This window comes from Streptomyces mangrovisoli, from assembly GCF_000974985.2.
GTDB lineage: Bacteria > Actinomycetota > Actinomycetes > Streptomycetales > Streptomycetaceae > Streptomyces > Streptomyces mangrovisoli.
The window spans coordinates 46316-71119 of sequence record NZ_LAVA02000010.1 but is presented as its reverse complement, the minus strand read 5'-3'; the positions used below and the strand labels follow the sequence as shown (position 1 = coordinate 71119).

23 protein-coding genes and 1 tRNA gene are annotated in these 24804 nt (G+C 73.6%); 14 read left to right on the top strand and 10 right to left on the bottom strand.

Annotated elements, in window-relative coordinates; translation table 11 throughout:
* Position 1 precedes the first annotated feature (1 nt).
* Both WN71_RS04575 and WN71_RS04570 read right to left on the bottom strand, forming a co-directional pair.
* Positions 2–2698 (bottom strand): ATP-dependent RNA helicase, encoded by a 2697-nt coding sequence (locus tag WN71_RS04575; protein WP_046584652.1) that lies wholly within the window; start codon positions 2696–2698, stop codon positions 2–4.
* A gap of 129 nt (positions 2699–2827) precedes the next feature.
* Positions 2828–3640: a class I SAM-dependent methyltransferase gene (locus tag WN71_RS04570; RefSeq protein ID WP_079177647.1), complete on the bottom strand. Its 813-nt coding sequence runs from the start codon at positions 3638–3640 to the stop codon at positions 2828–2830.
* Positions 3641–4008: 368 nt separating this feature from the next.
* Here WN71_RS04570 and rpsA point away from each other — a divergent pair, with 368 nt between their 5' ends.
* The 4 genes from rpsA to WN71_RS04550 all read left to right on the top strand — a co-directional run bounded on the left by rpsA (position 4009) and on the right by WN71_RS04550 (position 8229).
* Positions 4009–5502 carry a 30S ribosomal protein S1 gene (gene rpsA, locus WN71_RS04565; RefSeq protein ID WP_046584654.1) on the top strand — a complete coding sequence of 498 codons (1494 nt, stop codon included), beginning with the start codon at positions 4009–4011 and terminating at the stop codon, positions 5500–5502.
* Positions 5503–5866: 364 nt separating this feature from the next.
* Positions 5867–6805 (top strand): PAC2 family protein, encoded by a 939-nt coding sequence (locus WN71_RS04560; RefSeq protein WP_046584655.1) that lies wholly within the window; start codon positions 5867–5869, stop codon positions 6803–6805.
* Between the two features lie 253 nt (positions 6806–7058).
* The gene (gene coaE, locus WN71_RS04555; RefSeq protein ID WP_046584656.1) at positions 7059–7670 is read left to right on the top strand and encodes a dephospho-CoA kinase; all 612 of its coding nucleotides are present in this window, start codon (positions 7059–7061) and stop codon (positions 7668–7670) included.
* Between the two features lie 178 nt (positions 7671–7848).
* Positions 7849–8229: a tetratricopeptide repeat protein gene (locus WN71_RS04550; RefSeq protein ID WP_046584657.1), complete on the top strand. Its 381-nt coding sequence runs from the start codon at positions 7849–7851 to the stop codon at positions 8227–8229.
* Between the two features lie 147 nt (positions 8230–8376).
* Here WN71_RS04550 and WN71_RS04545 read toward each other — a convergent pair whose 3' ends face one another.
* Positions 8377–8652, bottom strand: a complete 276-nt coding sequence (locus tag WN71_RS04545) for a DUF6343 family protein (protein ID WP_046584658.1) — start codon at positions 8650–8652, stop codon at positions 8377–8379.
* A gap of 107 nt (positions 8653–8759) precedes the next feature.
* On the opposite strand from WN71_RS04545, the gene WN71_RS04540 reads away from it, so the two are divergent.
* Both WN71_RS04540 and WN71_RS04535 read left to right on the top strand, forming a co-directional pair.
* On the top strand, positions 8760–9686 hold the full coding sequence (locus WN71_RS04540) for an acyltransferase domain-containing protein (protein ID WP_240529557.1): 927 nt from the start codon (positions 8760–8762) through the stop codon (positions 9684–9686).
* A 109-nt stretch (positions 9687–9795) separates the two neighbouring features.
* Positions 9796–10509, top strand: a complete 714-nt coding sequence (locus WN71_RS04535; protein ID WP_046584660.1) for a class I SAM-dependent methyltransferase — start codon at positions 9796–9798, stop codon at positions 10507–10509.
* Positions 10510–10630: 121 nt separating this feature from the next.
* Here WN71_RS04535 and WN71_RS04530 read toward each other — a convergent pair whose 3' ends face one another.
* On the bottom strand, positions 10631–11254 hold the full coding sequence (locus WN71_RS04530) for an RNA-binding S4 domain-containing protein (protein ID WP_079177646.1): 624 nt from the start codon (positions 11252–11254) through the stop codon (positions 10631–10633).
* A gap of 118 nt (positions 11255–11372) precedes the next feature.
* On the opposite strand from WN71_RS04530, the gene WN71_RS04525 reads away from it, so the two are divergent.
* Positions 11373–12074 carry a uracil-DNA glycosylase gene (locus WN71_RS04525; RefSeq protein ID WP_046584662.1) on the top strand — a complete coding sequence of 234 codons (702 nt, stop codon included), beginning with the start codon at positions 11373–11375 and terminating at the stop codon, positions 12072–12074.
* A 91-nt stretch (positions 12075–12165) separates the two neighbouring features.
* Here the strand turns inward: WN71_RS04525 and WN71_RS04520 are convergent, their stop codons facing one another.
* The gene (locus tag WN71_RS04520) at positions 12166–12618 is read right to left on the bottom strand and encodes a GNAT family N-acetyltransferase (RefSeq protein WP_046584663.1); all 453 of its coding nucleotides are present in this window, start codon (positions 12616–12618) and stop codon (positions 12166–12168) included.
* Positions 12615–13028 (bottom strand): RidA family protein, encoded by a 414-nt coding sequence (locus tag WN71_RS04515; RefSeq protein ID WP_046584664.1) that lies wholly within the window; start codon positions 13026–13028, stop codon positions 12615–12617. Before WN71_RS04515 ends, WN71_RS04520 begins: the two co-directional genes overlap by 4 nt.
* A gap of 207 nt (positions 13029–13235) precedes the next feature.
* Between WN71_RS04515 and WN71_RS04510 the strand changes: the two genes are divergently transcribed.
* The 5 genes from WN71_RS04510 to WN71_RS04495 all read left to right on the top strand — a co-directional run bounded on the left by WN71_RS04510 (position 13236) and on the right by WN71_RS04495 (position 17952).
* The gene (locus WN71_RS04510; RefSeq protein ID WP_046584708.1) at positions 13236–13991 is read left to right on the top strand and encodes a nucleotidyltransferase domain-containing protein; all 756 of its coding nucleotides are present in this window, start codon (positions 13236–13238) and stop codon (positions 13989–13991) included.
* Between the two features lie 102 nt (positions 13992–14093).
* On the top strand, positions 14094–14825 hold the full coding sequence (locus tag WN71_RS04505) for a DUF7873 family protein (RefSeq protein ID WP_046584665.1): 732 nt from the start codon (positions 14094–14096) through the stop codon (positions 14823–14825).
* Positions 14826–14969: 144 nt separating this feature from the next.
* Positions 14970–15110: transfer RNA gene (locus WN71_RS41745), tRNA-Arg, on the top strand.
* 410 nt (positions 15111–15520) lie between these two features.
* Positions 15521–17509 (top strand): FUSC family protein, encoded by a 1989-nt coding sequence (locus WN71_RS04500; RefSeq protein WP_079177644.1) that lies wholly within the window; start codon positions 15521–15523, stop codon positions 17507–17509.
* A gap of 251 nt (positions 17510–17760) precedes the next feature.
* Complete coding sequence (locus tag WN71_RS04495) at positions 17761–17952, top strand: hypothetical protein (RefSeq protein WP_046584666.1); 192 nt, start codon at positions 17761–17763, stop codon at positions 17950–17952.
* A gap of 56 nt (positions 17953–18008) precedes the next feature.
* On the opposite strand, the gene WN71_RS04490 is transcribed toward WN71_RS04495, so the two are convergent.
* The 3 genes from WN71_RS04490 to WN71_RS04480 all read right to left on the bottom strand — a co-directional run bounded on the left by WN71_RS04490 (position 18009) and on the right by WN71_RS04480 (position 21709).
* A complete protein-coding gene (locus tag WN71_RS04490) occupies positions 18009–19946 on the bottom strand; it encodes an ABC transporter ATP-binding protein (protein ID WP_079177655.1) in 1938 nt (645 codons plus the stop codon).
* 564 nt (positions 19947–20510) lie between these two features.
* Positions 20511–20960 (bottom strand): hypothetical protein, encoded by a 450-nt coding sequence (locus WN71_RS04485; RefSeq protein ID WP_079177643.1) that lies wholly within the window; start codon positions 20958–20960, stop codon positions 20511–20513.
* Entirely contained in the window at positions 20951–21709 is a 759-nt protein-coding gene (locus WN71_RS04480) for an ATP-binding protein (protein WP_079177642.1), read from the bottom strand. The genes WN71_RS04485 and WN71_RS04480 overlap by 10 nt, the downstream gene beginning before the upstream one ends.
* A gap of 225 nt (positions 21710–21934) precedes the next feature.
* Here WN71_RS04480 and WN71_RS04475 point away from each other — a divergent pair, with 225 nt between their 5' ends.
* A complete protein-coding gene (locus WN71_RS04475) occupies positions 21935–22795 on the top strand; it encodes a helix-turn-helix domain-containing protein (RefSeq protein ID WP_046584668.1) in 861 nt (286 codons plus the stop codon).
* A complete protein-coding gene (locus WN71_RS04470) occupies positions 22796–23050 on the top strand; it encodes a DUF397 domain-containing protein (RefSeq protein ID WP_046584669.1) in 255 nt (84 codons plus the stop codon). It abuts the gene before it with no gap.
* Between the two features lie 141 nt (positions 23051–23191).
* Here WN71_RS04470 and WN71_RS04465 read toward each other — a convergent pair whose 3' ends face one another.
* On the bottom strand, positions 23192–24679 hold the full coding sequence (locus WN71_RS04465) for a glutamate synthase subunit beta (RefSeq protein ID WP_046584670.1): 1488 nt from the start codon (positions 24677–24679) through the stop codon (positions 23192–23194).
* Between the last annotated feature and the right edge of the window lie 125 nt (positions 24680–24804).

Sequence of the window (24804 nt, the reverse complement as noted above, 5' to 3'; positions counted from 1 at the left end):
GTCAGCGTGCCTGCCGGGCCTTGGTGTGCCGGGTCGGCTCCGCCGTCGCCGGGTCCTCGGGCCAGGGGTGCTTCGGGTACCGGCCGCGCAGCTCCGCCCGTACGTCCTTGTAGCCGCCCCGCCAGAAGGAGGCGAGGTCGGCCGTGACGGCGGCCGGGCGGCCGGCGGGGGAGAGCAGGTGCACCAGCAGCGGCACCCCGGCGACGGCCGGGGACTCCTGGAGCCCGAACATCTCCTGGAGCTTCACGGCGAGCACCGGCCGCTCCGGGTTCGCGTAGTCGATCCGGATCCGGGACCCGCTCGGTACGGCGATCCGCTCCGGGGCGAGCTCGTCGAGCCGCCCCGCCTGCCCGGACGCCCAGGGCAGCAGCCGGGCCAGCGCCTGCCCCGCGTCGAGGCGCGCGAGGTCGGCGCGGCGCCGGGCCCGGCCCAGCTCGGGCTCCAGCCACTCGTCCACGCGCGCGTGGAGCGCTTCGTCGGCCACGTCGGGCCAGGGGTCGCCGACACACGCCCGAAGGAACGCGAGCCGCTGCCGCAGGACGACGGCGTCCGGCGTCCAGCGCAGCAGCCCGAACCCCTCCTGCCGCAGCCCGTCCAGCAGGGCGTCGCGCACCAGCGCCGGATCGGGGTCCGCGAGCGGCCGTACGGCCAGCTCGACCGCGCCCAGGCGCTCGACCCGGCGCGCCACGACGTCGCCGCCGCTCCACCCCACCTCGTCGCCCTCCCGGAGCAGGGCGCCCGCCGCGAGCCGCGCGACGTCCTCGTCGACGGCCGCCGCGAGCTGCACGCGCGCGTGCCCCCTGCCGATCGGCCGGTCGGCCACCGCGACGGCGATCCACTCCGCCCCGCGCAGCGCGGACCCCTCGGCGAGCTCCGCCCGCGTCCCGGACACCATGAGATACGACCCGCCGACCATCCGCCCGACCCGCTCGGGAAACGCGAACGCGGCGACGAGGGCGGCGGTGCGGTCGGGGGTCAGGGTGGGGGTGAGGGCGGGCGCGCGGTCGGACGCGGGGGCGGTCGTGGGGCGCGCGGTGGCGGACCCGTCCGTGGAGTCGTGCGTGGAGCGGTCCGTGGAGTCGTGGGGACGCGCGCCGGGGGAACCCTCCGCCACGGCGCGCAGCCGCCGGACCTCGGCGCGCCACCGCGCCGCGTAGGCGTCCCCCGAGCGCCCCGCGCTCCCGTGGCCACCTGTGTGCCCCGCGCCCTCCTGCCCACCTGCGCGCCCGGCGCCGCCCTCGCGCCTCCCGCGTCCGGTCTCGCTCCCGCCGCCCCCGCGCCGAACGGCCCGCAGGGCCGCCGCCAGGTCGTCGCCGTACGCCCGGGGCACCTCCTCGCTCAGCAGGGCCACCGCCTCCGCCGCGTCGCCCGGGGTGTCCAGCAGGGCCCGGCCGAGGCGGGGGTGCAGGCCCAGGCGCGCCAGGGTGGTGCCGCGGGCCGTGGCGCGGCCGGCCGCGTCCACCGCGCCCACGGCCGTCAGCACGGACCGGGCCGCCGCCATCGCCCCGCCCGGCGGCGGGTCCAGCAGGGCGAGTCCGGACGCGTCCGGATCGCCCCAGCAGGCGGCCTGGAGCGCGAACGCCGTCAGGTCGGCCACCTGGATCTCCGGCGCCGGGAACCGCGGCAGCCGCGCGTCCTCGGCCTCCGCCCAGCACCGGTACACCCAGCCCGGCGCCTCACGTCCGGCCCGTCCCGCGCGCTGCCGCCCGGCCGCCTGCGAGGCCCGTACGGTGGCCAGCGCGCTCAGCCCGCGCGCGTGGTCCACCCGGGGCTCCCGCGCGAGACCGCTGTCGACGACCACCCGCACTCCGGGCACCGTGAGCGACGACTCGGCCACCGAGGTGGCGAGCACCACCCGGCGCCGCTCCGCCGGGGAGAGCACCGCGTCCTGCACGGCCGCGGGCGCCCGCCCGTGCACCTGGAGCACGTCCACGGCGCCCAGGTCGCCCAGCCCCGCCGCCACCCGCGCGATCTCGCCCACGCCGGGCAGGAAGCAGAGCACGTCGCCCGGCCGCTCGGCCAGCGCCCGCCGCACCACCGCGCCCACGTGCGCGAGCAGCGCGGGATCGACCCGCATCCCGTGCGGCGGCCGTACCGGGCGGGGCGGCGGCGCCCACACCACCTCCACGGGATGGCCGGTGCCCCGCGCCTCGACCACCGGCGCGCCGCCCAGCAGCCGGGCCCAGCCCTCCGCGTCCGTCGTCGCCGACGCCGCGAGCAGCCGCAGCTCGGGCCGGAGCGCCTGCCGTACGTCCCAGAGGAAGGCCGCGGCGGTGTCCGCGTCCAGATGCCGCTCGTGGCACTCGTCGAGTACGACGACGTCGACGCCGGCCAGTTCCTGGTCGCGCTGGAGCCGCTGGAGCAGCACACCCGTCGTCACGACCTCCACGCGCGCGTGCCGGCCGACGACCCGCTCGCCGCGGACGGTGAACCCGATGCTGCCGCCCACCTTCTCGCCGAGCAGCCACGCCATGCGGCGGGCCGCGGCGCGGGCCGCGATCCGGCGGGGTTCGGCGACGAGGACCCGCCGCGCGGGCCCGTGCCCGAGCAGCCCGGCGAGGGCGAGCGGCACCAGGGTCGTCTTGCCGGTGCCCGGGGGCGCGACCAGGACGGCGGTGCCGTGCGCCGCCAGGGCGTCCTCGAGACCGGGCAGGGCACCGCGCACGGGAAGCGCGTCCAAGGCGTCGTAACGGATCACGCCCTCAGTGTCGTACGCCGTGCGCGGCGCGGTCCCGGGTACGGGCCGCTCCCGGGTCCGGCCGGTCGCGGGTGTGGGCCGCCCCCGGGTGTGGCCGGTCGCGGGTGCGGGCTGCTCCCGGGTGCGGCGTCAGTCCCGCTCGCACACGAAGATCGCCGTCCCCGGGATCAGGTTGCCGCGCAGCGGGGACCAGCCGCCCCACTCGGCCGTGTTCCACGCGGGCCACTCCGGCTCCACCAGGTCCACCAGGCGCAGCCCCGCCGCGACGATGTCCCGGACGCGGTCGCCGAGGGTCCTGTGGTGTTCGACGTAGACCGCGTCGCCGTCGTCGCCCTGCTCGACGTAGGGGGTGCGGTCGAAGTAGGAGGAGGAGACGGTCAGGCCCTCGGGGCCCGGCTCGTCCGGCAGCGCCCAGCGCAGCGGATGCGTGACGGAGAAGACGAACCGCCCGCCCGGCCGCAGCACCCGCCGCACCTCGCGCAGCACCGTCACCGGGTCGGCGACGAAGGGCAGCGCGCCGTAGGCCGAGCACGCGAGGTCGAAGGAGCCGTCCGCGAACGGCAGCGCGGAGGCGTCGGCACAGACAAGGGGAAACGATCCGCCGATGCGCAGGGCGTGCTGGAGCTGCCGGTGCGAGAGGTCGAGCGCCACCGGGCGCGCCCCCTGCGCCGCCAGCCAGCGCGAGCACTGCGCCGCGCCGGCGCCGATCTCCAGGACGTCCCGGCCCTTCAGCTCCTCCGGCGGGCCGAGCAGCTCGGCCTCCACCTCGTCCAGGCCCTCGGGGCCCCACACGAAGCGGTCGTCGCCCAGGAACGTGCCGTGTTCGATCTGGTACTCGTCCGCGTTCCGGTCCCACCAGCCGCGGTTCGCCCGGGCGCTCTCGGCGGCGCCGGCCTGGCGCCGGGTGGCTTCGGGTTCGAACGGTTCGGGCTCTTGGATGATCGGCTCCCTCGTCGTACTCTTCCGTCCAACCCGTCGCGCGGGTGTCGCGACAGAGGTCCACGCGCGCCCGTGTGGCCTCGTGGGACGGCTTTTGTGCCGGGATTGCGGCGATCCGCCCCGGGTGTGCGCCTTCGCGCATTGACCCTGCCCGGCTGCCCCCGTATGCTACAAGTTGCGCTGCGGGCCTGCGCACCTCAGACGTAGCAGGCTGCGCTCGCATCTGTATGTATGTCCCCTCGGTTGTCGAGGCGCCATCGCCAGTTCCTGGTGAGGCGCTTCCTTGGCTGTCCGGTCTTCTGCAGAGCGAAACGGGCTCCCGGCGTAAGCAGTACCTACGACTCAATGTCCGTACCGGAGCCCTTTCCCACATGACGAGCAGCACCGAGACCACCGCCACCACCCCGCAGGTTGCGGTCAACGACATCGGTAACGAGGAAGCCTTCCTCGCCGCTATCGACGAGACGATCAAGTACTTCAACGATGGCGACATCGTCGACGGCGTCATCGTCAAGGTTGACCGGGACGAGGTTCTCCTCGACATCGGTTACAAGACCGAAGGTGTCATCCCGAGCCGCGAGCTCTCGATCAAGCACGACGTCGACCCCAACGAGGTCGTCGCCGTCGGTGACGAGATCGAAGCCCTTGTTCTCCAGAAGGAGGACAAGGAAGGCCGCCTGATCCTCTCGAAGAAGCGCGCGCAGTACGAGCGTGCCTGGGGCACCATCGAGAAGATCAAGGAAGAGGACGGCATCGTCACCGGTACCGTCATCGAGGTCGTCAAGGGTGGTCTCATCCTCGACATCGGCCTCCGTGGCTTCCTCCCGGCCTCCCTGGTCGAGATGCGCCGCGTTCGCGACCTCCAGCCGTACGTCGGCAAGGAGCTCGAGGCCAAGATCATCGAGCTGGACAAGAACCGCAACAACGTGGTCCTGTCCCGCCGTGCCTGGCTGGAGCAGACCCAGTCCGAGGTCCGCCAGACGTTCCTCACGACCCTCCAGAAGGGTCAGGTCCGTTCCGGCGTCGTCTCCTCGATCGTCAACTTCGGTGCCTTCGTGGACCTGGGTGGCGTCGACGGTCTGGTCCACGTCTCCGAGCTGTCCTGGAAGCACATCGACCACCCCTCCGAGGTCGTCGAGGTCGGCCAGGAGGTCACGGTCGAGGTCCTGGACGTCGACATGGACCGCGAGCGCGTCTCCCTGTCGCTGAAGGCGACCCAGGAAGACCCGTGGCAGCAGTTCGCCCGCACCCACCAGATCGGCCAGGTCGTGCCCGGCAAGGTCACGAAGCTGGTTCCGTTCGGTGCGTTCGTCCGCGTGGACGAGGGCATCGAGGGTCTGGTCCACATCTCCGAGCTGGCCGAGCGCCACGTGGAGATCCCGGAGCAGGTCGTCCAGGTCAACGACGAGATCTTCGTCAAGGTCATCGACATCGACCTCGAGCGCCGTCGCATCAGCCTCTCGCTGAAGCAGGCCAACGAGGCCTTCGGTGCCGACCCGGCCACGGTCGAGTTCGACCCGACCCTGTACGGCATGGCCGCGTCCTACGACGACCAGGGCAACTACATCTACCCCGAGGGCTTCGACCCCGAGACCAACGACTGGCTCGAGGGCTACGAGACCCAGCGCGAGGCGTGGGAGCACCAGTACGCCGAGGCGCAGACCCGCTTCGAGCAGCACCAGCAGCAGGTCATCAAGTCCCGCGAGGCCGACGCCGCTGCCGCGGCCGAGGGCGGCGAGGCTGCGGCTCCGGCCGCGTCCGGTGGCGGCTCGTACTCCTCCGAGGGTGCGGACAACTCCGGCGCGCTGGCGTCGGACGAGGCGCTCGCCGCGCTGCGCGAGAAGCTGGCGGGCGGCCAGAGCTGAGCGCTTCACCGCGCCGCAGCTGAGGCTTAGCTCCTGATCGAGGGACCGCACCTTCCGAGGTGCGGTCCTTCGGCGTTTTCCGGCCAGATGGCCTGGGCACCTCCTGGGACAACGGGTTCGACGGGTGACGGGCGTACGGTGCGGGTCGTCCTCGCCGCCGCGCGGCCGACCGACCGACCGACCCGCGGGCGGGCGAGGTGGGCGCGGCGCAGCTCAGCCGCCGCTCAGGGCATGGACGGCAGTATGGGAAGCGGTGGAAGCACTCCTGAGCGCAGGGGAGGCACTCCTGATCATGGGCGCGCGGCGGGAATGGCCGGGCGCCCTGGGACGTTGTGCAGTACGAACACGAGGAGGAGCGGTCATCGTGCCTGATCCGCAGGGTTTGTACACGTGGGAGCCGAAGGGGCTGGCGGTCGTCGACATGGCGCTGTCCCAGGAGTCGGCCGGCCTTGTCATGCTGTACCACTTCGACGGATACATCGACGCGGGCGATACCGGCGAGCAGATCGTCGACGGCATTCTCGACTCGCTGCCGCACCAGGTCGTGGCGCGCTTCGACCACGACCGGCTCGTGGACTACCGGGCCCGCCGCCCGCTGCTGACCTTCCAGCGCGACCGCTGGACGGAGTACGAGGAGCCCGCCATCGAGGTGCGGCTCGTCCAGGACGCCACCGGCGCGCCGTTCCTGATGCTCGCCGGCCCCGAGCCGGACGTCGAGTGGGAGCTGTTCGCGGCGGCCGTCCAGCAGATCGTGGAGCGGCTCGGCGTCCGCCTGGCCGTGAACTTCCACGGCATCCCCATGGGCGTCCCGCACACCCGCCCCGTGGGCCTCACCCCGCACGGCAACCGCAGCGACCTCGTGCCGGGACACCGCAGCCCCTTCGAGGAGGCCCAGGTGCCGGGCAGCGCCGAGGCGCTGGTCGAGTTCCGCCTCATGGAGGCCGGACACGACGTCCTCGGTGTCGCCGCGCACGTGCCGCACTACATCGCCCGCTCGCCGTACCCGGACGCGGCCCTGACCGTGCTCGAGGCCATCACCGCGGCGACCGGACTGGTCCTGCCCGGGGTCGCGCACACGCTGCGCACCGACGCCCACCGCACGCAGACCGAGATCGACCGGCAGATCCGCGAGGGCGACGAGGAACTCACGTCGCTCGTCCAGGGTCTGGAGCACCAGTACGACGCCGTGGCGGGCGCGGAGAGCCGGGGCAACATGCTCGCCGAGCCCGTCGACATCCCGTCCGCCGACGAGATCGGCCTCGAGTTCGAACGCTTCCTGGCGGAACGGGAGGGCGACGGCTGACGACGGGGCACCGCCCGGTTTGATCGGCCGGGCGGCCGGGCGGCCGGGCAGCCCGGCGGCGGGCCGATGTGACGGGCTCGTGAGTGTCGTGGTGGGCCGGTCGGCGGCCATGCGGTGGGCTGGCGAGTGCCGCGGTGGGCGTCCTGCCCGGTCCGCTGGGCCGGCCGCCCGATCCGCTAGGCTGCCGGACGGCCGTATCGGAGCCGACAAGTTCCCCCCGTGGCCACGGGGTTCGTGAGGTGGAGGGGCGACCATGCTGTCCGTGGGTCTGACCGGCGGCATCGGTGCCGGCAAGAGCGAGGTGTCGCGGCTGCTCGTCGAGCACGGCGCCGTACTGATCGACGCGGACCGTATCGCGCGCGAGGTCGTCGCGCCCGGCACCCCCGGTCTCGCGGCGGTCGTCGAGGCGTTCGGCGCGGACGTGCTCACCCCCGAGGGCGCCCTCGACCGGCCCGGACTCGGCGCGATCGTCTTCGCCGACGCCGAGAAGCTGGCCGTCCTGAACTCGATCGTCCACCCCCTGGTCGGCGCCCGCTCCCGCGAACTCGAGAACGCCGCCACCGAGGACGACGTCGTCGTCCATGACGTACCCCTGCTCGCCGAGAACGGGCTCGCGGGGCTCTACGACCTGGTGATCGTCGTGGACGCGCGCCCCGAGACCCAGCTCGACCGGCTGGTACGGCTGCGCGGAATGACCGAGGAGGACGCCCGCGCCCGCATGGCCGCGCAGGCCACCCGCGAGAAGCGCCGGGAGATCGCGGACGTCGTCATCGACAACGACGTACCGCTGGAGGCGCTGCGCAGCCGGGTGAGCGAGGTGTGGGCCGATCTGACGGCGCGCGCCCGGCGCACGTCGGCGCAGTAGGACCGCGGTAGGACTGCGGGATTCTGCGACCGGGTATCCGTATCGCACAGGGGGTACGGGATTCCGGGGCACTGGATTCCACGAGTACCGGAGCCAGGGGGCACCGGACGCCCGGGGGCACTGGAATAGGGCCCATGACACGGGCGTTGAACCGGTGCAGCGAGGGAAGGAAGTCGCCGTGCCCGACACCAGCGGAACCACCGGACCGAGTCCGGAGACGCATGTGATCGACTTCCGCGCCGCGGAGCAACTGCTCGCCGCGCGGGACCCACGGGGCGCGGTCAAGCTGCTCGACGGTGTCGTCGCCGCACACCCGGAGAACACGGCCGCGCGGCTGCTGCGCGCGCGGGCCTTCTTCGCGGCCGCCCAACTCCGGCCCGCCGAGCTCGAGTTCGCCATCGTGCTGGAGCGGGAGCCGGACAACGCGTTCGCCCACTTCGCCCTCGCCCGGACGTACGAGCGCCAGGGCCGGCACGACCAGGCCAAGCGCCACTTCCGGCTGGCCGCCGCGCTCGACCCGAACCCGCAGTACGTGAAGGCGGCCCGGTTCGAGGCCTGAACGGCGCCGTGACCGTGGCGACCGTGGCCCCTGGAGGCCACGCATCGGCCGGTGGCACCGGTCCTGTCGGGTCACCGGTCCTGTCGGGTCACCGGTCCTGCCAGGTCCCGCGGTGTTTCGGAGGGGTCCCGTCAGGTCCCGAGGTCGTCAGGTCCCGTGGTGCTCCGGAGGCCGGTACGGCGGGACGTCACGGCCCGGCTGAAAGTGCGGACCCTGCCGCATGTGCCGGAGGATCACGGTCATGTCCACGGTGACCACCAGCCACAGCACCCCGCAGGCGGCCGCCCAGCCGGGGCGTCCCACCAGCGCGAACAGCGCCGTCCCGGCGACGGCCCAGAACAGACCCCACACGCTCAGCCAGAAGCGCGCACGCAGTGCGCTGCGCGCGGTCACCGGCTCACTCCCCGTACGCATCGGGACCATCGCTCCTCATGTGCAACGTACTCTTCTCCGGAAGCGTTCTCCAAAGGGGTCCGAGCGGATCCCGACTGATCCCGACAGGGGTCCGAGCGGACCCCGACGGTTCCGACATGGGAGACCAGGCTGTGCTTCCCGACGCCGACGAGCTGCCCGAGACCCTTCTCGACCTCGCCGTACCGCACGAGGACATCAACGAACTGATCGCGCTGCGCCGGACCCTGGCCGCCGACCCCGGCGCGCTGCGGCTCCTGGAGGAGTGCGTCGGCGAGCTGGTGGCGGACATGGGGGAGGTGGGCGGGCGGCCGCAGCTCGCGGAGCGTCTCGCCGAGGTCCCGCCGGCCCTGGCCGCCCACTTCGCGGTGTACGTCCTGGTCGCCGCGCTGCCCCACACCCGCGCCCACCACCGTGCCCGCGGGGTCCCCGACGACGTCTCCCGGCACACCCTCGCCGACCTGGGCCGCCAGATGACCGTGCACCGACGGCGCCACGGCAGCGGCGGCCTCTCGGCCCTGTACTGGCTGATGCTCCACTTCCGCGGCGAGCTGTACCAACTGGGCCGGCTCCAGTTCCAGCGCACGGTCCTCGACGAGCGCATGGCGCGCGCGGTGAAGGACGCGGGCCGGGCGGCCGCCCCCGGCGACCCCTGCCTCGGCCTGCACATCCCCGACCACCTGGGACCGCTCACCCCGTCCGCCTGCGCCCGGTCCCTGCGCCTGGCGCGCCCGTTCTTCGCCCGGCACTTCCCCGGGGAGCGGTACGAGGCGGCGAAGTGCCACTCGTGGCTGCTCGACCCGCAGTTGCGGCGCCACCTGGCGCCGGAGTCCAACATCGTCCGCTTCCAGGAGCTGTTCGTCGTCCTCGGCGTGGACACCGAACCCTCGGACAAGGGGCCCGTCGGCTACGTCTTCGGCGACCCGGACCTGCCGGCGGCCGAGCTGCCCCGCACGACCTCGATGGAGCGGGCCGTGGGCGACCATCTGCGGTCCGGCGGGCACTGGTACCTCGGGCACGGATGGTTCCCGCTCGAAGGGTCCTGACGGGAGCGGGCGTTCCGCGCGGTGCCACGGTGCCGTACGGCGCGCCACTCGAAGGAGTGAATCCGTTCGGGGTGGGAACGGGCGTGCGGAGGCGGGCCGTTGTCCGGGCATGAAGCCGAACATGCGTGAGGGACACGAGGGTACGGGTCCGGGGGCCATCACCCCGGACGGCTGCGCGGTGGAGCTCTATGCGCGGCTGCGCGTACGGGACGAACCGGAGATCATCGCCGCGGCCGTGCCGCCGGGCGCCCACATCCTGGAGCTGGGCTGCGGCACCGGCCGCGTGACGCACGCGCTGCTGGAGCGCGGTTTCACGGTCACGGCGGTGGACGAGTCCGCGCAGATGCTGGAGCGCGTGCGCGGGGCGCGCACGATATGCGGCCCGATCGAGGAACTCGACCTGGACGAGACGTTCGACGTCGTGATGCTGGCGTCGTTCCTCGTGCACACCGGCGATCCCGAGGTGCGCCGCGCTCTGCTGCGCGCGTGTGCCCGGCATGTCGCGAAGGACGGGCAGGTGCTGATCCAGCGGGAGGGGGAGGACTGGCACACGAACGTCCCCCGCGAACGGGTCGACCCCGCGGGCTACACGGTACGGATCGTGTCGTCGGAGCCCGTCGGCCAGGGCGTCAACGCGGTCCACGCGGAGTATGTGTTCCCGGACGCGATATGGACGCAGACCTTCCGGTCCCGGCCGCTGACGAAGGAGGAGTTCGAGGCGGCGCTGGCGGAGGAGGGCCTGGCGGTGGACGAGTACCTGACGGAGGACCGGGTGTGGGTGCGGGTGGTACGGGAGGAGGCGGCGCGCACGCAGACCCCATGAGACGCCCGGCGCGAACTGGTGGGCCGGCGGACTGGCGCACAGGCGGACCGGCCCGCACGTACGGTGCGGCGCATACGTGCGGTGCGGCGCACGCGTGCGGTGCGGGCCGGTCCGGGTCGGCTCACCGGCCGGCGGGAGGCGGGCCGCCGAGTCCGCGCAGGCGCTCCATGTCGCGCCGGTCGCGCTTGGTGGGGCGGCCCGTGCCGCGGTCGCGGATGCCCGCCGGGGCGACGGCCTCGCGGGGCGGGGGCGGCGGGGAGTTGTCGATGTAGCACTGGACCGCGACGGGGGCGCCGACCCGCTTGCGGATGAGCCGCTTCACGATGACGACCCGTTCGTGCCCCTCGTGCCGCACGCGGACCTCGTCGCCGACGCGCAGGGAGTGGGCGGGCTTGACTCGGTCACCGTTCACCTGGACGTGTCCGCCGCGGCAGGCGGTGGCACCCAGGGAGCGGGTCTTGATCAGGCGGACGGCCCAGATCCAGCTGTCGACACGGACGCTCTCGCCGTGCGCGGGCGCGGCGGCCTCGGCGGCCGCCACGGCGGCGGCGACCGCCGGGTCGAGGCCGGGGGGCGTCCCGCCGGGGGAGGCCGCCGTACCGGCACCGCCGGACGTTTCCGACACGCCCGCCGTGCCTGACCTGCCTGTCCTGCCCGCCGCGCCTGTCCTGCCCGCCGTGTCGTCGGCGCGGGCCGCGCCTCCCGCGCCGGTCGTGTCCCTGTGCTCGTGGTGCTCGGAAGCCATGCACCGACCTTAACGCCGCCACCCGGCGGAACCGGCCGGCTTTTCCGCCCCGCGCCGGTGCCGCTCCCGCCCGTGGGGAGACCTCTGCCGAACCCCCGCCTCGCTCTACGGTGGAGGCATGGACGACGAAGGCCTGGCCCTGCTGGACGCGCGGGTGGCGGACTGCCGGGCCTGTCCGCGGCTGGTGGCCTGGCGGGAGGAGGTGGCGCGCACCAAGCGCGCGGCCTTCGCCGACTGGACGTACTGGGGGCGGCCGGTGCCGGGGTTCGGGCCGCCGGACGCCCGGCTGCTCGTCATCGGGCTCGCGCCCGCCGCGCACGGCGGGAACCGCACCGGACGCATGTTCACCGGCGACCGCTCCGGGGACGTGCTGTACCAGGCGCTGTACGACGTGGGCCTGGCGTCGCAGCCCACCTCGGAGCGGGCGGACGACGGCCTGGAGCTGTACGGCGTACGGATCACCGCCCCGGTGCACTGCGCGCCGCCCGCGAACAAGCCGACGCCGGGGGAGCGGGACGCCTGCCGGCCCTGGCTGGTGCGGGAGTTGCGGCTGCTGCGGCCGACGCTGCGGGCGGTGGTCGTGCTCGGGGCCTTCGGCTGGCAGGCGGCGCTGCCCGCGTTCGCCGAGGCGGGCTGGGCCGTGCCCCGGCCCCGCCCGGCGTTCGCGCACGCCGCCCGGGTGCCGCTGGACGGGCTGCACCTCTTCGGCTGCTACCACGTCAGCCAGCGCAACACCTTCACCGGCAAGCTCACACCGGACATGCTTCGCCAGGTCCTGCGCACGGCCGCCGACTCAGCAGGGCTGCCCGTCCGGAATTGACACGACAGGTCCGCCGTGGCGGCGTTACGGTGCGGCGATGGGTCGGCACGGACAAGTGCGCGCGCCGGTGCGGGAGTTCGTGATGGTGTGGTCAGGGTTGCCACATGTAGTGGACGTCCGGTTCGCGTTCCTCGTTGCCGCTGCCGTCGGTGCGCTCGGTGGCGACGAAGCCGTGGCGTTCGTAGAAGCGGTGGGCGGGCGTGTTGACCTGGAAGGTCCACAGATGGAGGCCGTCCGGGCGCAGTTCCTTGGCCATGGTCACGAACCGGTCGCCGATGCCGCGGCCGCGCCAGTCCGGGTCGAGGTACAGCTGGGACAGCAGGTCTTCGTTGAGCACCATCATCCCGACGATCCCGGCCTCGTCGGCGGCCTCCGCGACCCAGGTTTCGCGCAGCGGTACCACGACGTCGCGGATGTGGTTCCGCACGTCGTCGTCGGAGCGCGGCCGTACGACGGTGGGCAGCGCGGCGGCGAAGGACCGCAGCCAGACGTCGGCGACCGCGGCGGCGTCGGGGCCGACTGCGCGGCGCAGCACGATCTTCATGAGCCCGCTCCCTCCGGTACGACGGCCGTGGCCGTGATCTCCACCAGCTGGCCCGTGTACCCGAGGCAGGCCACGCCGATCAGCGTCGAGGAGTGCGGCCCGGTGCTGAGCCCGGACGCCTCGACGACCTCCCACACGGCGGAGAGCACCGAGGGCTCGCTGCCGACGACGTACACGTCCGTGGCCACGACATGCGCCAGGTCGCTGCCGACGGCGCCGAGCTGTTCGCGCAGGTTGGCGATGACCTGCTCCGCCTGGCGCACCGGGTCGCCCTCGCCCACGATGGCGCCCTTCTCGTCGAGCGGCACGGCCCCCGCGAGGAAGGCGAGCTTGGTACCGGCTTCCACGACGGAGGCGTGGGAGTAGGTCGGGGGTGGGAAGAGTGCGGGGACGTTCACTCGCTGGATCACTGCGACTCCCGGAAGACAGACAGAGGACCCCCTGATCATCCGGACCCCGGCCGCCTCCCGCACGCGAATATCGGCCGCGCGTCCGGTCCCGCCCGCGAGTAAGGAGCATCTGTGCCGCCCCTGCCCCCGACCGATCGTTCGCTATCGCCATCGCCATCGGATTCGCCTTCGTCCTCACCCCCGCCCTCGCTCTCCGACGACGACTTCCTGGCGGTCACCGTCGACCGCCTGGCCGGGCTGCCCACCGTGCGCGCCGTGGCGCTCGGCGGCTCGCGTGCCCAGGGCACGCACCACGACGGCAGCGACTGGGACCTCGCGGTCTACTACCGCGGCGCCTTCGACCCCGACGACCTGCGCACCCTCGGCTGGCCCGGTGAGGTGTCGGACGTGGGCGGCTGGGGCGGTGGGGTGTTCAACGGCGGCGCCTGGCTGACGATCGACGGGCGCCGGGTCGACGTGCACTACCGCGATCTGGACGTCGTCGAGCACGAACTGGCCGAGGCGCGGCAGGGGCGGTTCCGCGTGGAGCCGCTGCTGTTCCATCTCGCGGGCATCCCCACCTACCTGGTCGTCGCCGAGCTGGCCCTCAACCGTGTCCTGCGCGGCGACATGCCCCGCCCGGCCCGCTACCCGGACGCCCTGCGCAGATCCGCCGCCGAACGCTGGTCCGGCACGGCCCACGCCACCCTCTCCTACGCCAGAGCCGCGCACGCCCCGTACGCCCGGCTCACCGAGACCGCCGGTGCCGTCGCCACGGCGGCCCTGCAGAGCGCGCACGCCGTGCTCGCGGCGCGCGGCGAGTGGGCGACGAACGACAAACGCCTCCTGGAACGGGCCGGACTGCGCGCGGTCGACGACGTCCTCGGCCGGCTGCGGGCCGACGAGGAGACGCTGACGGCGGCGGTCGACGCGGCGCGGGTCCTCTTCGAGCGGGCGATCGAACAGGCCGCGGAGGGCGAATGACCCGCGATCGACTCGCGATCCCCCCACGGTCGACCCGCGAACAGGAGCAACCCGTGAATAACCCTTCGAAACAAGGGTGTTGCCGCTGCTACGGTCCCTCTCGTGGCGAAACTCAATCAGATCATCGCAGTCGAGAAGGGCATCAAGTCCAAGGCCCATCAGGACCTGACGGCCGCGCACCACGGCCTGCAGAAGCCGGCGTTGCTGGCGGGCATCTCGCGGACGTATCAGCCCAAGGACGAGGAGGGCGAGCAGCTGCCGCCCGAGTCGACACGGGTGCAGGTCAAGGCAGAGGACGTGCTGCGGGAGACCGCGGCCACGCTGACCCGGCTCCTCGACGTGACCGCCACGAAGGACTGGGCGAACTGCGCCGCGCGCGCGGACGTGAAGGTCGACGGGCGGGTCCTCGTCGCCGACGTGCCCGTCTCCTACCTGCTCTTCCTGGAGAAGCAGCTCGTCGACCTCAACACCTTCGTACGGAAGCTGCCCGTGCTGGACGCCTCCGAGTCCTGGGCGCAGGACCCGTCCACGGACGCGTGGAAGACGGAGCCGGTACGGACGCTGCGCACCAAGAAGGTGCCCCGCAACCACGTCAAGGCCGAGGCCACCGACAAGCACCCGGCGCAGGTCGAGGTGTACTACGAGGACGTTCCCGTCGGGTACTGGACGACGGTGAAGTTCTCCGGCGCGCTGCCCGCCCGCCGGGTCAACGAAATCCTCGACCGCGTCGAGAAGCTGCAGCAGGCCGTCAAGTTCGCCCGTGAGGAGGCCAACGGCGCCGACGTCGTCGACCAGCGCGTGGGCGACGCCGTGTTCGGCTACCTTCTGGGGTAGCCCCTTCGGCTGCCTCCCGGGGCAGCCCCACAGACTCCCCGGCCCGTCGTGGCCGGGGTGCGCGAGGAGCGCAAGCTGAACCTGAAGCTTGTCGTGACGGAGCGGTTCCAGTGGAGGTTCGAATCCTCCCCGCGGCACATGCGAGCCGCGGTAGCCCAATTCGGCAGAGGCAGACCGCGATCAATCTCAGACTCTCGCTCCAGACTCAGCATCCGCCGCCGATCGCCGGATCGACCGGGCTCGGGCCCACGACGCCGAAATGCAGGTTCAAGTCCTGTCCGCGCAGCTCGATGCGTGGTGGTCCAAAGGAAGGACGCGGCGACTTCACACTGACCCGGGCTCTCAAGCGTGCCGGCGTGTGACCATGGGCGGCACTCACAGGACCCGGGGGCAGGCCAAGCCCCCGGGTCCGCTCCGTTCCCCCCGTTCCCTTCCCCGAGCCGCCGTTCCCCTCCCTCAGCCCTCGGCCGCCTCCCCGAGTCGTCGGCCGCCTCCCTGAGCCCTCGGCCGCCTCCCCGGGCCCCGCGGGCCCGCCGCCCGGCCCTCCGCCCGGGAGGCGCACGTCACACCCGCTTTCACGGGGCCGAAACACACCCGTCCCCTTGACACCGGCAACACGTCTTACCCTGGTAGTACGACCCAGCCCGGCCACCGTCGCCCGAAGGCATCCCTCGCCGTCGCACGACAGGAGCCACGTGTCCCCGCGCCCGACCCCCGCCCTTCCTCCCTGGCTCGCGCACGCCCTGCGCACCCAGCGCGGGCCCGTCCCCTGGAGCGCGGTCGTCCGCGGCGCGCTGGCCGCGGGCCCTCTGCTGCTCGTCGCGCTCTGCGCCGACCGCACCGGCCTCGGCGTGGTCGCCGCCATCGCCGCCATGCTCGCCGGGATCAACGACCGCCCCGGAAGCCGCCGCGTGTCCGTACGGCGACTCGGCGCACCCGCGCTCGCCGGAGCGCTCGGGCTGCTCGTGGGCACGTACGCGGGCGGGCACCTCGGCCCGGTGCCGCTGACCGTCCTGCTCACGGCCCTCGGACTCGTCGCCGGCAGCCTCAGCGCCATCGGCCCCGTCGCCTCCGCGGCCGGCACCCAGCTGCTCGTCGCCGCCGCCATCGGCGCCGGGATGCCCGTGCCGGAGAGCGGCTGGCAGCGGGCGCTGGCCTTCCTCGCCGGCGCCGGCTGGCTGCTCCTGCTGCGGCTCGCCCTGCCCACCCCCGGCTCGCTCGCCGGTGACCACCGCTTCGGCGACTACCGCTTCGACGGCGAGCGCGCCGCCGTCGCCGCCGTGTACGACGCCGTCGCCGATCTGCTGCACGCCGCCGGAACCCCCGCCGCCACCGACCGGCGCGCCGCCCTGACCGCCGCCCTCGACCAGGCCCAGGACGCGCTCGCCGGCCCCCGGCTGCGCCGGTACACCGGTTCCGCAGCCGAGCGCCGGCTGCACGCCCAGTACGCCGCCGCCCTGCCCCTGGCCGAGGCCGCCACCGCCCTCGGCTGGGCCGGGCGGCCCGTCGCCGCCCGCGCCGCCGAGGGACCCCGCCGCCTCGCCGCCGCCGTACGCCGGAACACGTCGACCGGGCCGCTGCCCGCGCCGTCCCGGTCCGCGCCCGCGCTGCGGGCGCTGGACGACGCCCTGCTGCAGGCCGCGGACGCTTTCGACCAGGGCGACGGCGGCGACCTGCACACCCGCCGGATCGAGGCCGCCACCCGGGTGCGCGCCGCCCTCGGCGCCGGCGGCCGGGAGTACGGCCTGCGGGTCGCCCTCTGCTTCGGCGCCAGCGCGGCCATCGCCCAGGCACTGCACCGCACCCACTGGTACGGCCAGCACACCCACTGGTACTGGCTGCCCGCCACCGCCGTCTTCCTCGTCAAGCCCGACCTCGGGCCGCTCGTGTCGCGGGTGCTGTGCCGGGCCGCCGGGACCGTCCTCGGTGCCCTCGTGTTCGCCGCGCTCGCCGCCGTACTGCCGCGTCCCGCCGGGCTCGTCGCGCTCGTGGCGCTCTGCGGGGCGCTGATCCCGGTCGCGACACGGCACTTCGCCGCGCAGACCGCCGTGGTCACCGTTCTCGTGCTGGCCCTGGTCATGTCCGGCGGGGAGCCGCAGGCCTCGGTCAGCCGGATCGGCGAGACGCTGCTGGCCTGCGCGATCGTGATCGTGGTCGGACATCTGCCGATGCCCGGGGAGCGCGGCGGCGGTGTGCGCGCCCGGCTCGCGACGGCGGGCGGTGCCGCGCAGGCCTATCTCCAGCACGTCCTCGGCGCGTCGGGCGAAGGCGCCGACGGGCTCGGCGGGGCCGACCGGGCCGACCCGGCCGACGGAGCCGTAGCGACAGACCGGGCCTTGCCGGCGGACCGGGCCGTCCTGGCGGACCGGGCCCTCAAGACAGACCGGGCCGAACGCTGGACCCTGCGCCGCGAGGCGTACCGCACGCTCGCCGAGGCCCGCGCCGCGATCGGGCTCGCGGCGGCCGAACTCCCCGCGCTGGCCCGGCACACCGAGGGGACGGACGAGATCGCCGCGCTCCTCGAACGGCTCGTGGACACGACCACCGCGTGCGCCGTGCAGCTCGACGACACCGGGCGGCTCACCCCCGAGCACACCGAACGGCTCACCGCGCTGCTCGCCGAGTGGGACGGACTGCGGCCGCGCGTCGGCGCGGGGGCGCCGCGGATGCCGGTGGCGGTCTGAGGAGGCGGGCCGGCCCGCGGCCGCGCGCGTGCCCGCCCCCCCCCGGTGGCGCGCGGGCCCCGCTGACCACTGCTGCACCAAAAGTGCCCTGGTCACTGCGTACGGTGACACATCGACGTGACTTTGTGAGAGACAGCTCACGTTTCCCGGAGAAGCAGTGTCAAGTACGTCTCAGTACCGTCACTTCCCAGGGCGTTCACCGCATCGTTGGCGTTTAACTCTATGAGTGCAGCGCTAGATGGAGGTGCAGGGTGAACGGGCGAACGGTGCTCGAACGCTTTCCTGCCGGTGGCCCGCGTGGCTCGTGGCCGGCGGAGGAGTTCGCGCAGGCGCGGCGTCTCGAGGGCCTGCCCGCGGAGGTCGTGATGGACCTCGCGACGGACATGTTCCTCGTCATCGTGCGGGGCGGCGACGCGGGCGTCGTGGCGGACGCGATCGCCTGAGGCACCCGGCGTGCGGTCGGCGTGCGCTCGGCCGTCCCCGTCGGCCGCCACGGGGCTCAGCCCTTCTTCGGAGCGGGCAGCCCTGAGGCGGGCGGCCCCGATGCCGGCAGTTCGGAGGCGGGTGATCCGGACGCGGGCAGCCCTGAGGCGGGCGGCCCGGCCGTGTACTGCGCGGCCTGGAGTCCGTACAGCTCCGCGTAGATCCCGCCGCCCGCCAGCAGTTCCTCCGGCGTTCCGGACTCCGCGATCCGCCCCTCGTCCAGCACGTACACCAGATCGGCGTGGCGCACCGACGCCAGCCGGTGCGTGATCAGCACGACGGTCTGGCCGCCCCCGGCCAGCGCCCGGATCTTCTCGAAGACCTCCAGCTCGGCCCGCGCGTCCAGGGCGGCCGTCGGCTCGTCCACGATCAGGATGTGACCCCGCCGGTAGGCGGCGCGGGCGATGCCGAGCCGCTGCCACTGGCCGCCCGACAGCTCGTGCCCACCGCTGAACTGCCGCGCCAGCAGCGTGTCCAGGCCGCGCGGCAGGTCCGCGACCACCTCCTCTGCGCCCGCCTCGCTCACCGACGCGGTCAGCCGCTCGTCGGTCAGCGGCGCCGAGGACCGGCCGACCGCGACATTGACCTTCGCCGTGAAGGGCCAGCGCTTGAAGTCCTGCGCCACCATCGCGATGCGCTCGGCCAGTTCGTGCCGGTCGGCGCCCGCCGCGTCCACGCCGTCCCACAGGATCCGGCCCCGGTCCGGCTGGTAGAGCCCAGCCAGCAGTTTGACCAGGGTCGTCTTGCCGGAGCCGTTCTCGCCGACCAGCGCGACGATCCGGCCCATCGGGAGGGTGAGCGAGACGTCGTCGAGGGCGGGCCGGGCGGTGTCGCCCGGGTAGCCGAACGTCACATGCTCGAACCTGATCTCCCGTGGATCCTCCGGCAGCGCCTCCCCGCCGACCGGGATCGCCCGTTCGGCGGCCTCGGCGTACAGCCGCTGGAGATCACCCACGAAGAGGGCCTCCTCGTGCAGCTGGTTGATCTCCAGGACCAGGCTGTCCAGGCTGGCCGAGCCGGTCCGGATCGCGATCACGGCCGTGCCGGCCACCGACAGCGCCATCGCGCCGGTCAGCAGCAGGGCGCCCAGGGTCGTGTACGTCGCCACGGTCGCGAGGCCGGTCCAGGCCGCCGCGATCAGCCCGGTGCGGGCCGCGAGCCGGGACAGCCGCGCCTGCTCGGCCTCCGCCGTCTCCGACATCGCGCGGTAGTGGCGCAGCAGGAAGGGCCCGACACCGTGCACCCGGATCTCCGGCGCGGCCTCCGGTTCGGTGAGCAGACCGCTGATCAGATGGCCGGCCCGCGCGTGCTGCACCCAGATGTGGAACGACTCGTACCGCCGTCGCGCGTTCGTCAGGGCACTCCAGGCGCTCGGCAGGGTCATCGTGATCAGCAGCGGCAGCAGGGCAGGGTGCAGCACGGTCAGCACGCTCGCCGCGGTGATCAGCGAGATCAGCGCGTTCACCACGCGGGTGCTGTACGAGATCATGCGCCGCGCGGAGCTGGCGCCGTACTGCGCGGTGTCCAGCAGCTTGTGGAAGGCGTGGTCCTCGATGGCGGACAGCTCCACCGCGGCGGCCCGCTCCAGGTACCGCTCGGTCGCGACCCGTTCCACCTTCGGCTCGAGCCGGCCCGTCGCGTAGGTCGACGCGGCCCGCAGCAGCGCGCCGACCAGCATCACCGCGGCCATCACGACCAGTGCCGGTACGGCGCCGCGCAGCCGGTCCTGCACGGTGCCGCCGGCGAACACCCGGCCGAGGACGCTGTTCACCGCGAGCAGGCTCACGGCCTGCATGACGCCGCGGCCCGCCTCGGCGGCCAGCACGGTCCGGGCGGCGCGGCGGTCGGCCTGCCAGGCGAGCCGGAAGCTCGACGACAGGAGGCCGGGCAGCCGGGTCACCATGGCGCGGAAGTTCAGCTCCAGGAACGCGTCGACGTGCTGGTTCCAGCCCATGTCGTAGCGGAGCGGACCACCGAACAGCAGCTGTTCCGACTCGGACGCCCCCGCGGCCGCCGCCGCGCGCTGTGTGCCCACCTTCGACCTCCCCCGATCGTCGCCGGACGGCCACTATGGCGGGGCGCACGGCGGGAGGGCAGGGCGCGAAGCCCCCGACAAACACACGCGGGCGCACACCACACCCCGCTCCGCGACCCGGCGGGGCCCCCTTCTTCATGTGAGGGTGTGGGCCTGCGCCGTCTTCTTGGGGGCGCGGGGAACTGCGCGGGTGACCACGGCGGGCCCGCGGGGGACTGAGCGGGTCACCACGGCGGACTCGCCGGGGGTCATGGCGCCTGAGTGCCGGTCTGCGGCCCGGTGGGGCTTTGTCGCGCAGTTCCCCGCGCCCCTGCGGGGGGTGTGGGGCGGCGCAGCTTTTTGGGGGCGCGGGGAACTGCGCGGGCGACCACGGCGGACCCGCGGGGCGTCACGGCGCTGAGCACCCGTCCGCGGCCCGGCGGGACCACCACGGACCCGCCGCGGGCCACACCGCTCAGTCCCCGCCCCCCGGCCGGCCAGGCCTCACGCGCTGATGGGACGGGACCAGCCCGGAGTAGTCCCCGTGACCCGGCACAGCGCGAGGTAGAGCGGGATCGGCGGGGTGTACGGAAGGGTGCCCTCGGGCCGGTGGATGAGGTCGGGCGGCGGCCCGTCGGGAACGACCGCCCCCGCGGCGTACTGCGTGGGCGAAGGCCACTGGAGGGCGTAGTCGGAGTCGGAGGGGACGATCCACCACCAGTGCGCGTCGTCGGCGTAGACACAGCCCACGCGCGGCAGGCGGGCCAGGACCAGCGGCCCGAACTCGGCCGGCACGGCCACCGCGTCGCACCCCAGCGGCGCGGTCATCCCGTCGGGCACCGCCAGCCGCCGGGGACGGCCCACGGGCACCGCGGGCCGCAGCTCGCGCCCCAGCCGGACGAGCCGGTCCAGGCTGAGCACCGGTCCGGAGCCGAGCCCCACGCTCACACCCATCGCGGCCCCGCTCCCGTGGCGCGCCAGGGCGCGGGTGCCTGTGCCTGTAACTCGGCCCGCGCCCCGGGCACGGTCCCGCCCGCCGGATCCGGCCGCACGTGTCCCTCGGCCTCGTCGTCGTCATCCGACCCGCCGGACGGCACCGGCTTCGGGCGGGCTCCCCAGCCCAGGTCATTGCGCGGCGCCTCGCCGAAGCCCGCCTCGCCGAAGCCCGCCTCGCGGAAGCCCGCGCCGCCGATTCCCGTGTCCTCGCCCGGAGTGCCGGCCTGGTGCGGCAGCTCGGCCCAGACCAGCAGACCCGGCCCGTGCTCCTGGGCCCCCCAGGCGGCGCACAGCGCGCCGACGAGAAGCAGTCCCCTCCCGTGCTCCTCCTCGGGCCGCTGCGGTGACGGCTGGGGTTCGCCGGGGGCACAGCCCTCGTCACGCACCGCTATGCGCACGGTGTCGTCGTGGTCGTGCAGCTCGCAGACGACCCGGCTGCTGGCGGTGTGCACTATGGCGTTGGTGACCAGTTCGGAGATCACCAGGGCCGCCGTGTCACACGTGTCCTCGCACACCGACCAGCCCGTCAACCGGGCCCGCGTCAGCCGTCTGGCCTGCGCGGGAGAGCCCGGATGTGCGGCCAGCTCGAACCGGAACCGGCGCTCGGCAGCGGCCCGGCCAGGGCCTGCTCCCGGAGTGGCGCCGAGGCCGGAGCGGCCTGCGGCGGCGTCTGTTCCTAAGGGCGCGGACGGAATCACGCTTGCCACTATCGCCCCGCCGTGAACACTTGGCAAGTGTCACTCTGAAAAATGCAGAGTGCCGTGTGACGTGGTGGGGCGTCATGGCACACTGCTCGCAACAGCACGTCGAACGGCGCCAGTTGGGATCAACGAGGATCCGGCAGATTCTCGAACAGGTCTTCGAATGGCGCCGTCGGGCTGTCAGGATGCCTTGTGCCGTCCGGCTGTTCGAATGCCTTGTGGAGGTGGAGCGTGAGCGAACCGCGGTCCGCGCCGACGGTGGGACAAGTGGTCCTCGGCCGGCGCCTGCTGGACCTGCGGGAACGCGCCGGGCTCAAGCGCGAGGAGGCCGCCCGCGTCCTGCGCGTCGCCCCCGCCACCGTCCGCCGCATGGAGATGGCCGAGGTCGCCCTCAAAATCCCGTACCTCCAGCTGCTGTTGAAGTCGTACGGCGTCTCCGACGAGGAGGCCGATGCGTTCGTCGGCCTCGCCGAGGAGGCCAACAGGCCGGGCTGGTGGCAGCGGTTCCACGACATCCTGCCGGGCTGGTTCTCCATGTACGTCAGCCTGGAGGGCGCGGCCGCCCTCATCCGGTCCTACGAGCCGCACTTCGTCCCCGGCCTGCTGCAGACCGAGGGCTACGCCCGCGCGGTCCTGCGCTCGGGCGCGGTCGGGCAGACCCGGCCGGAGGACATCGAACGCCATGTCGATCTGCGGATGCAGCGCCAGGACCTGCTCACCCGTCCTGACGCGCCGCGGTTCTGGGCGGTGATGGACGAGACCGCACTGCGCCGCCATGTCGGCGGTCCGGAGGTGATGCGGGCCCAGATCGACCGACTGATCGAAGCCACGAAGCTGCCCAATGTGACGCTCCAGGTCGCCCCGTTCGGCAACGGGCCGCACCCGGGGACGTACGGGCCCTTCGTGCTGTTCCGATTCGCCATGCCGGAACTGCCGGACATGGTCTACAGCGAGTACCTGACCGGCGCCGTCTACCTGGACGCGCGCCCCGAGGTGGCCACCCACCTCGAGGTCATGGACCGCATGGCGGCTCAGGCCGCTACGGCACATCGCACGAAGGAGATTCTCCGGGATCTCCGCAAGGAGTTGTGAATGGATCGCATGAAGCCGCGCAAGCAGGTCTACAACGGCATGCCCGCGCGGGAGTTGGGCAGCGAGGGCTGGCACAAGCCGTGGAGCGGCGGCAACGGCGGCAACTGCCTGGAGGCGATGAAGCTCGCCGACGGCCGGATCGCCGTCCGCCAGTCGACCGACCCGGACGGACCCGCGCTGATCTACACCTCCGACGAGATGACCGCCTTCATCGAGGGCGCCAAGGCGGGGGTGGCCGATTTCCTGCTCTCCTGAACCGCCTTCTTGTTAAACCCCCACATGCCATGTGTTGACCAGCCCCACGCCACGAGTTGACCCGCCTCACGTCATGAGTCGCCCACGACCACCGCCCGCACGGCGCACCTCGCGCCGGCGGGCGGTGCTCGTGCGGCTCCCTCACACCGTCATCGGTCTGTCGTACGCCGTGATCGGCGCCGGGAGCCGCGAACTGCCCGTCAGATACTCGTCCACCGCCGCGGCCACCGCCCGGCCCTCCGCGATCGCCCACACGATCAGCGACTGCCCGCGTGCCGCGTCGCCCGCGGCGAACACCCCGGGCACATTGGTGGCGAACCCGGCGTCCCGCGCGATCGTGCCGCGCGGCTCCATCGCCAGACCCAGCTGGTCGACCAGCCCGTCCGCGCGGTCGGGCCCGGAGAAGCCGAGCGCCAGCAGCACGAGATCGGCCGGCAGCGTCCGCCCGGTGTCCGCCAACGGCTGCCGCGACGCGTCCACCTCGACCAGGTGCAGCGACCGCACATGCCCGTCCGCGTCCCCGGTGAAGCGGAGCGTGGACGCCGCGAACAGCCTCGCGTCCGCGTCCGCCGCGGGCGCCGTCCGCAGGTCCCGCGCCTCCTCGTGGGCCGCCGACAGGCGGTAGACCTTCGGGTACGTCGGCCAGGGCTCCGCGTCCTCGTCCCGCTCGGCACCGGGCTGGGCGTAGATGTCCAGCTGGGTCACGGACGCGGCACCCTCCCGCACCGCCGTGCCCAGACAGTCCGCGCCGGTGTCGCCGCCGCCCACGATCACGACGTGCAGCCCCGCCGCGGACAGGGGCGAGACCTCCAGATCCCCCTCGCCCACCCGGTTGGCCAACGGCAGGTACTCCATCGCCTGCTCGACGCCCGCCAACCGGCGCCCCGGCACGTCGAGTTCGCGCCACGCCGTCGCCCCGGTGGCGATCACCACGGCGTCGTAGCGGGTGCGCAGCTCCGCGGCACGGACGTCCCGCCCGACCGCCGTCGACGTACGGAACTTGGTGCCCTCGGCCCGCATCTGCCCCAGCCGCCGCTCCAGATGGTGCTTCTCCATCTTGAACGCGGGGATTCCGTACCGCATGAGCCCGCCGAGCCGGTCGTCCTTCTCGTACACCGCCACCGTGTGCCCGGCCCGGGTCAACTGCTGTGCGGCGGCCAGCCCGGTGGGGCCGGAGCCGATCACGGCCACGGTCCGGCCGGAGAGCCGGTCCGGGGGCCGCGGGGGCACGAGCCCGTCCTCCCACGCCCGGTCGGCGATCGCACACTCGACGTTCTTGATGGTCACGGCGGGCTGGTTGATCGCGAGGACGCACCCCGCCTCGCACGGCGCGGGGCACAACCGGCCGGTGTACTCGGGGAAGTTGTTGGTCGCGTGCAACCGCTCGGCCGCCGCCCGCCAGTCCTCCCGCGACACCAGGTCGTTCCACTCGGGAATCAGATTGCCGAGCGGGCACGCGGCATGGCAGAACGGCACCCCGCAGTCCATGCAGCGGTCGGCCTGCTTGCTCACGATCGGCAACAGCGCGCCCGGGACATACACCTCGTGCCAGTCCCGTACCCGCTCCTCGACGGGCCGGCGAGGCCACTCCTGGCGAGGTGTCGTCATGAAACCCTTGGGATCGGCCATGGCCGTCTTCCTTGCTCACCTGTGTGAGGGGCCGTGCGTCATCGGGCGGCACTCTTTCGGCCACGATACGTCTCATCGGCCACGGACGCAGGCCGGTGTACAGCGCTTTCCCCCGTCCACGCGAG

Bases quoted from the DNA above. Each gene is read 5' to 3' on its own strand.
- WN71_RS04470 (WP_046584669.1), top strand. From the start codon at position 22,796: ATGGATCGCATGAAGCCGCGCAAGCAGGTCTACAACGGCATGCCCGCG.
- WN71_RS04465 (WP_046584670.1), bottom strand. From the start codon at position 24,679: ATGGCCGATCCCAAGGGTTTCATGACGACACCTCGCCAGGAGTGGCCT.
- WN71_RS04485 (WP_079177643.1), bottom strand. From the start codon at position 20,960: ATGGGTGTGAGCGTGGGGCTCGGCTCCGGACCGGTGCTCAGCCTGGAC.
- coaE (WP_046584656.1), top strand. From the start codon at position 7,059: ATGCTGTCCGTGGGTCTGACCGGCGGCATCGGTGCCGGCAAGAGCGAG.
- WN71_RS04525 (WP_046584662.1), top strand. From the start codon at position 11,373: ATGGACGACGAAGGCCTGGCCCTGCTGGACGCGCGGGTGGCGGACTGC.
- WN71_RS04535 (WP_046584660.1), top strand. From the start codon at position 9,796: ATGAAGCCGAACATGCGTGAGGGACACGAGGGTACGGGTCCGGGGGCC.
- WN71_RS04540 (WP_240529557.1), top strand. From the start codon at position 8,760: ATGGGAGACCAGGCTGTGCTTCCCGACGCCGACGAGCTGCCCGAGACC.
- WN71_RS04520 (WP_046584663.1), bottom strand. From the start codon at position 12,618: ATGAAGATCGTGCTGCGCCGCGCAGTCGGCCCCGACGCCGCCGCGGTC.
- rpsA (WP_046584654.1), top strand. From the start codon at position 4,009: ATGACGAGCAGCACCGAGACCACCGCCACCACCCCGCAGGTTGCGGTC.
- WN71_RS04530 (WP_079177646.1), bottom strand. From the start codon at position 11,254: ATGGCTTCCGAGCACCACGAGCACAGGGACACGACCGGCGCGGGAGGC.
- WN71_RS04545 (WP_046584658.1), bottom strand. From the start codon at position 8,652: ATGGTCCCGATGCGTACGGGGAGTGAGCCGGTGACCGCGCGCAGCGCA.
- WN71_RS04490 (WP_079177655.1), bottom strand. From the start codon at position 19,946: ATGGGCTGGAACCAGCACGTCGACGCGTTCCTGGAGCTGAACTTCCGC.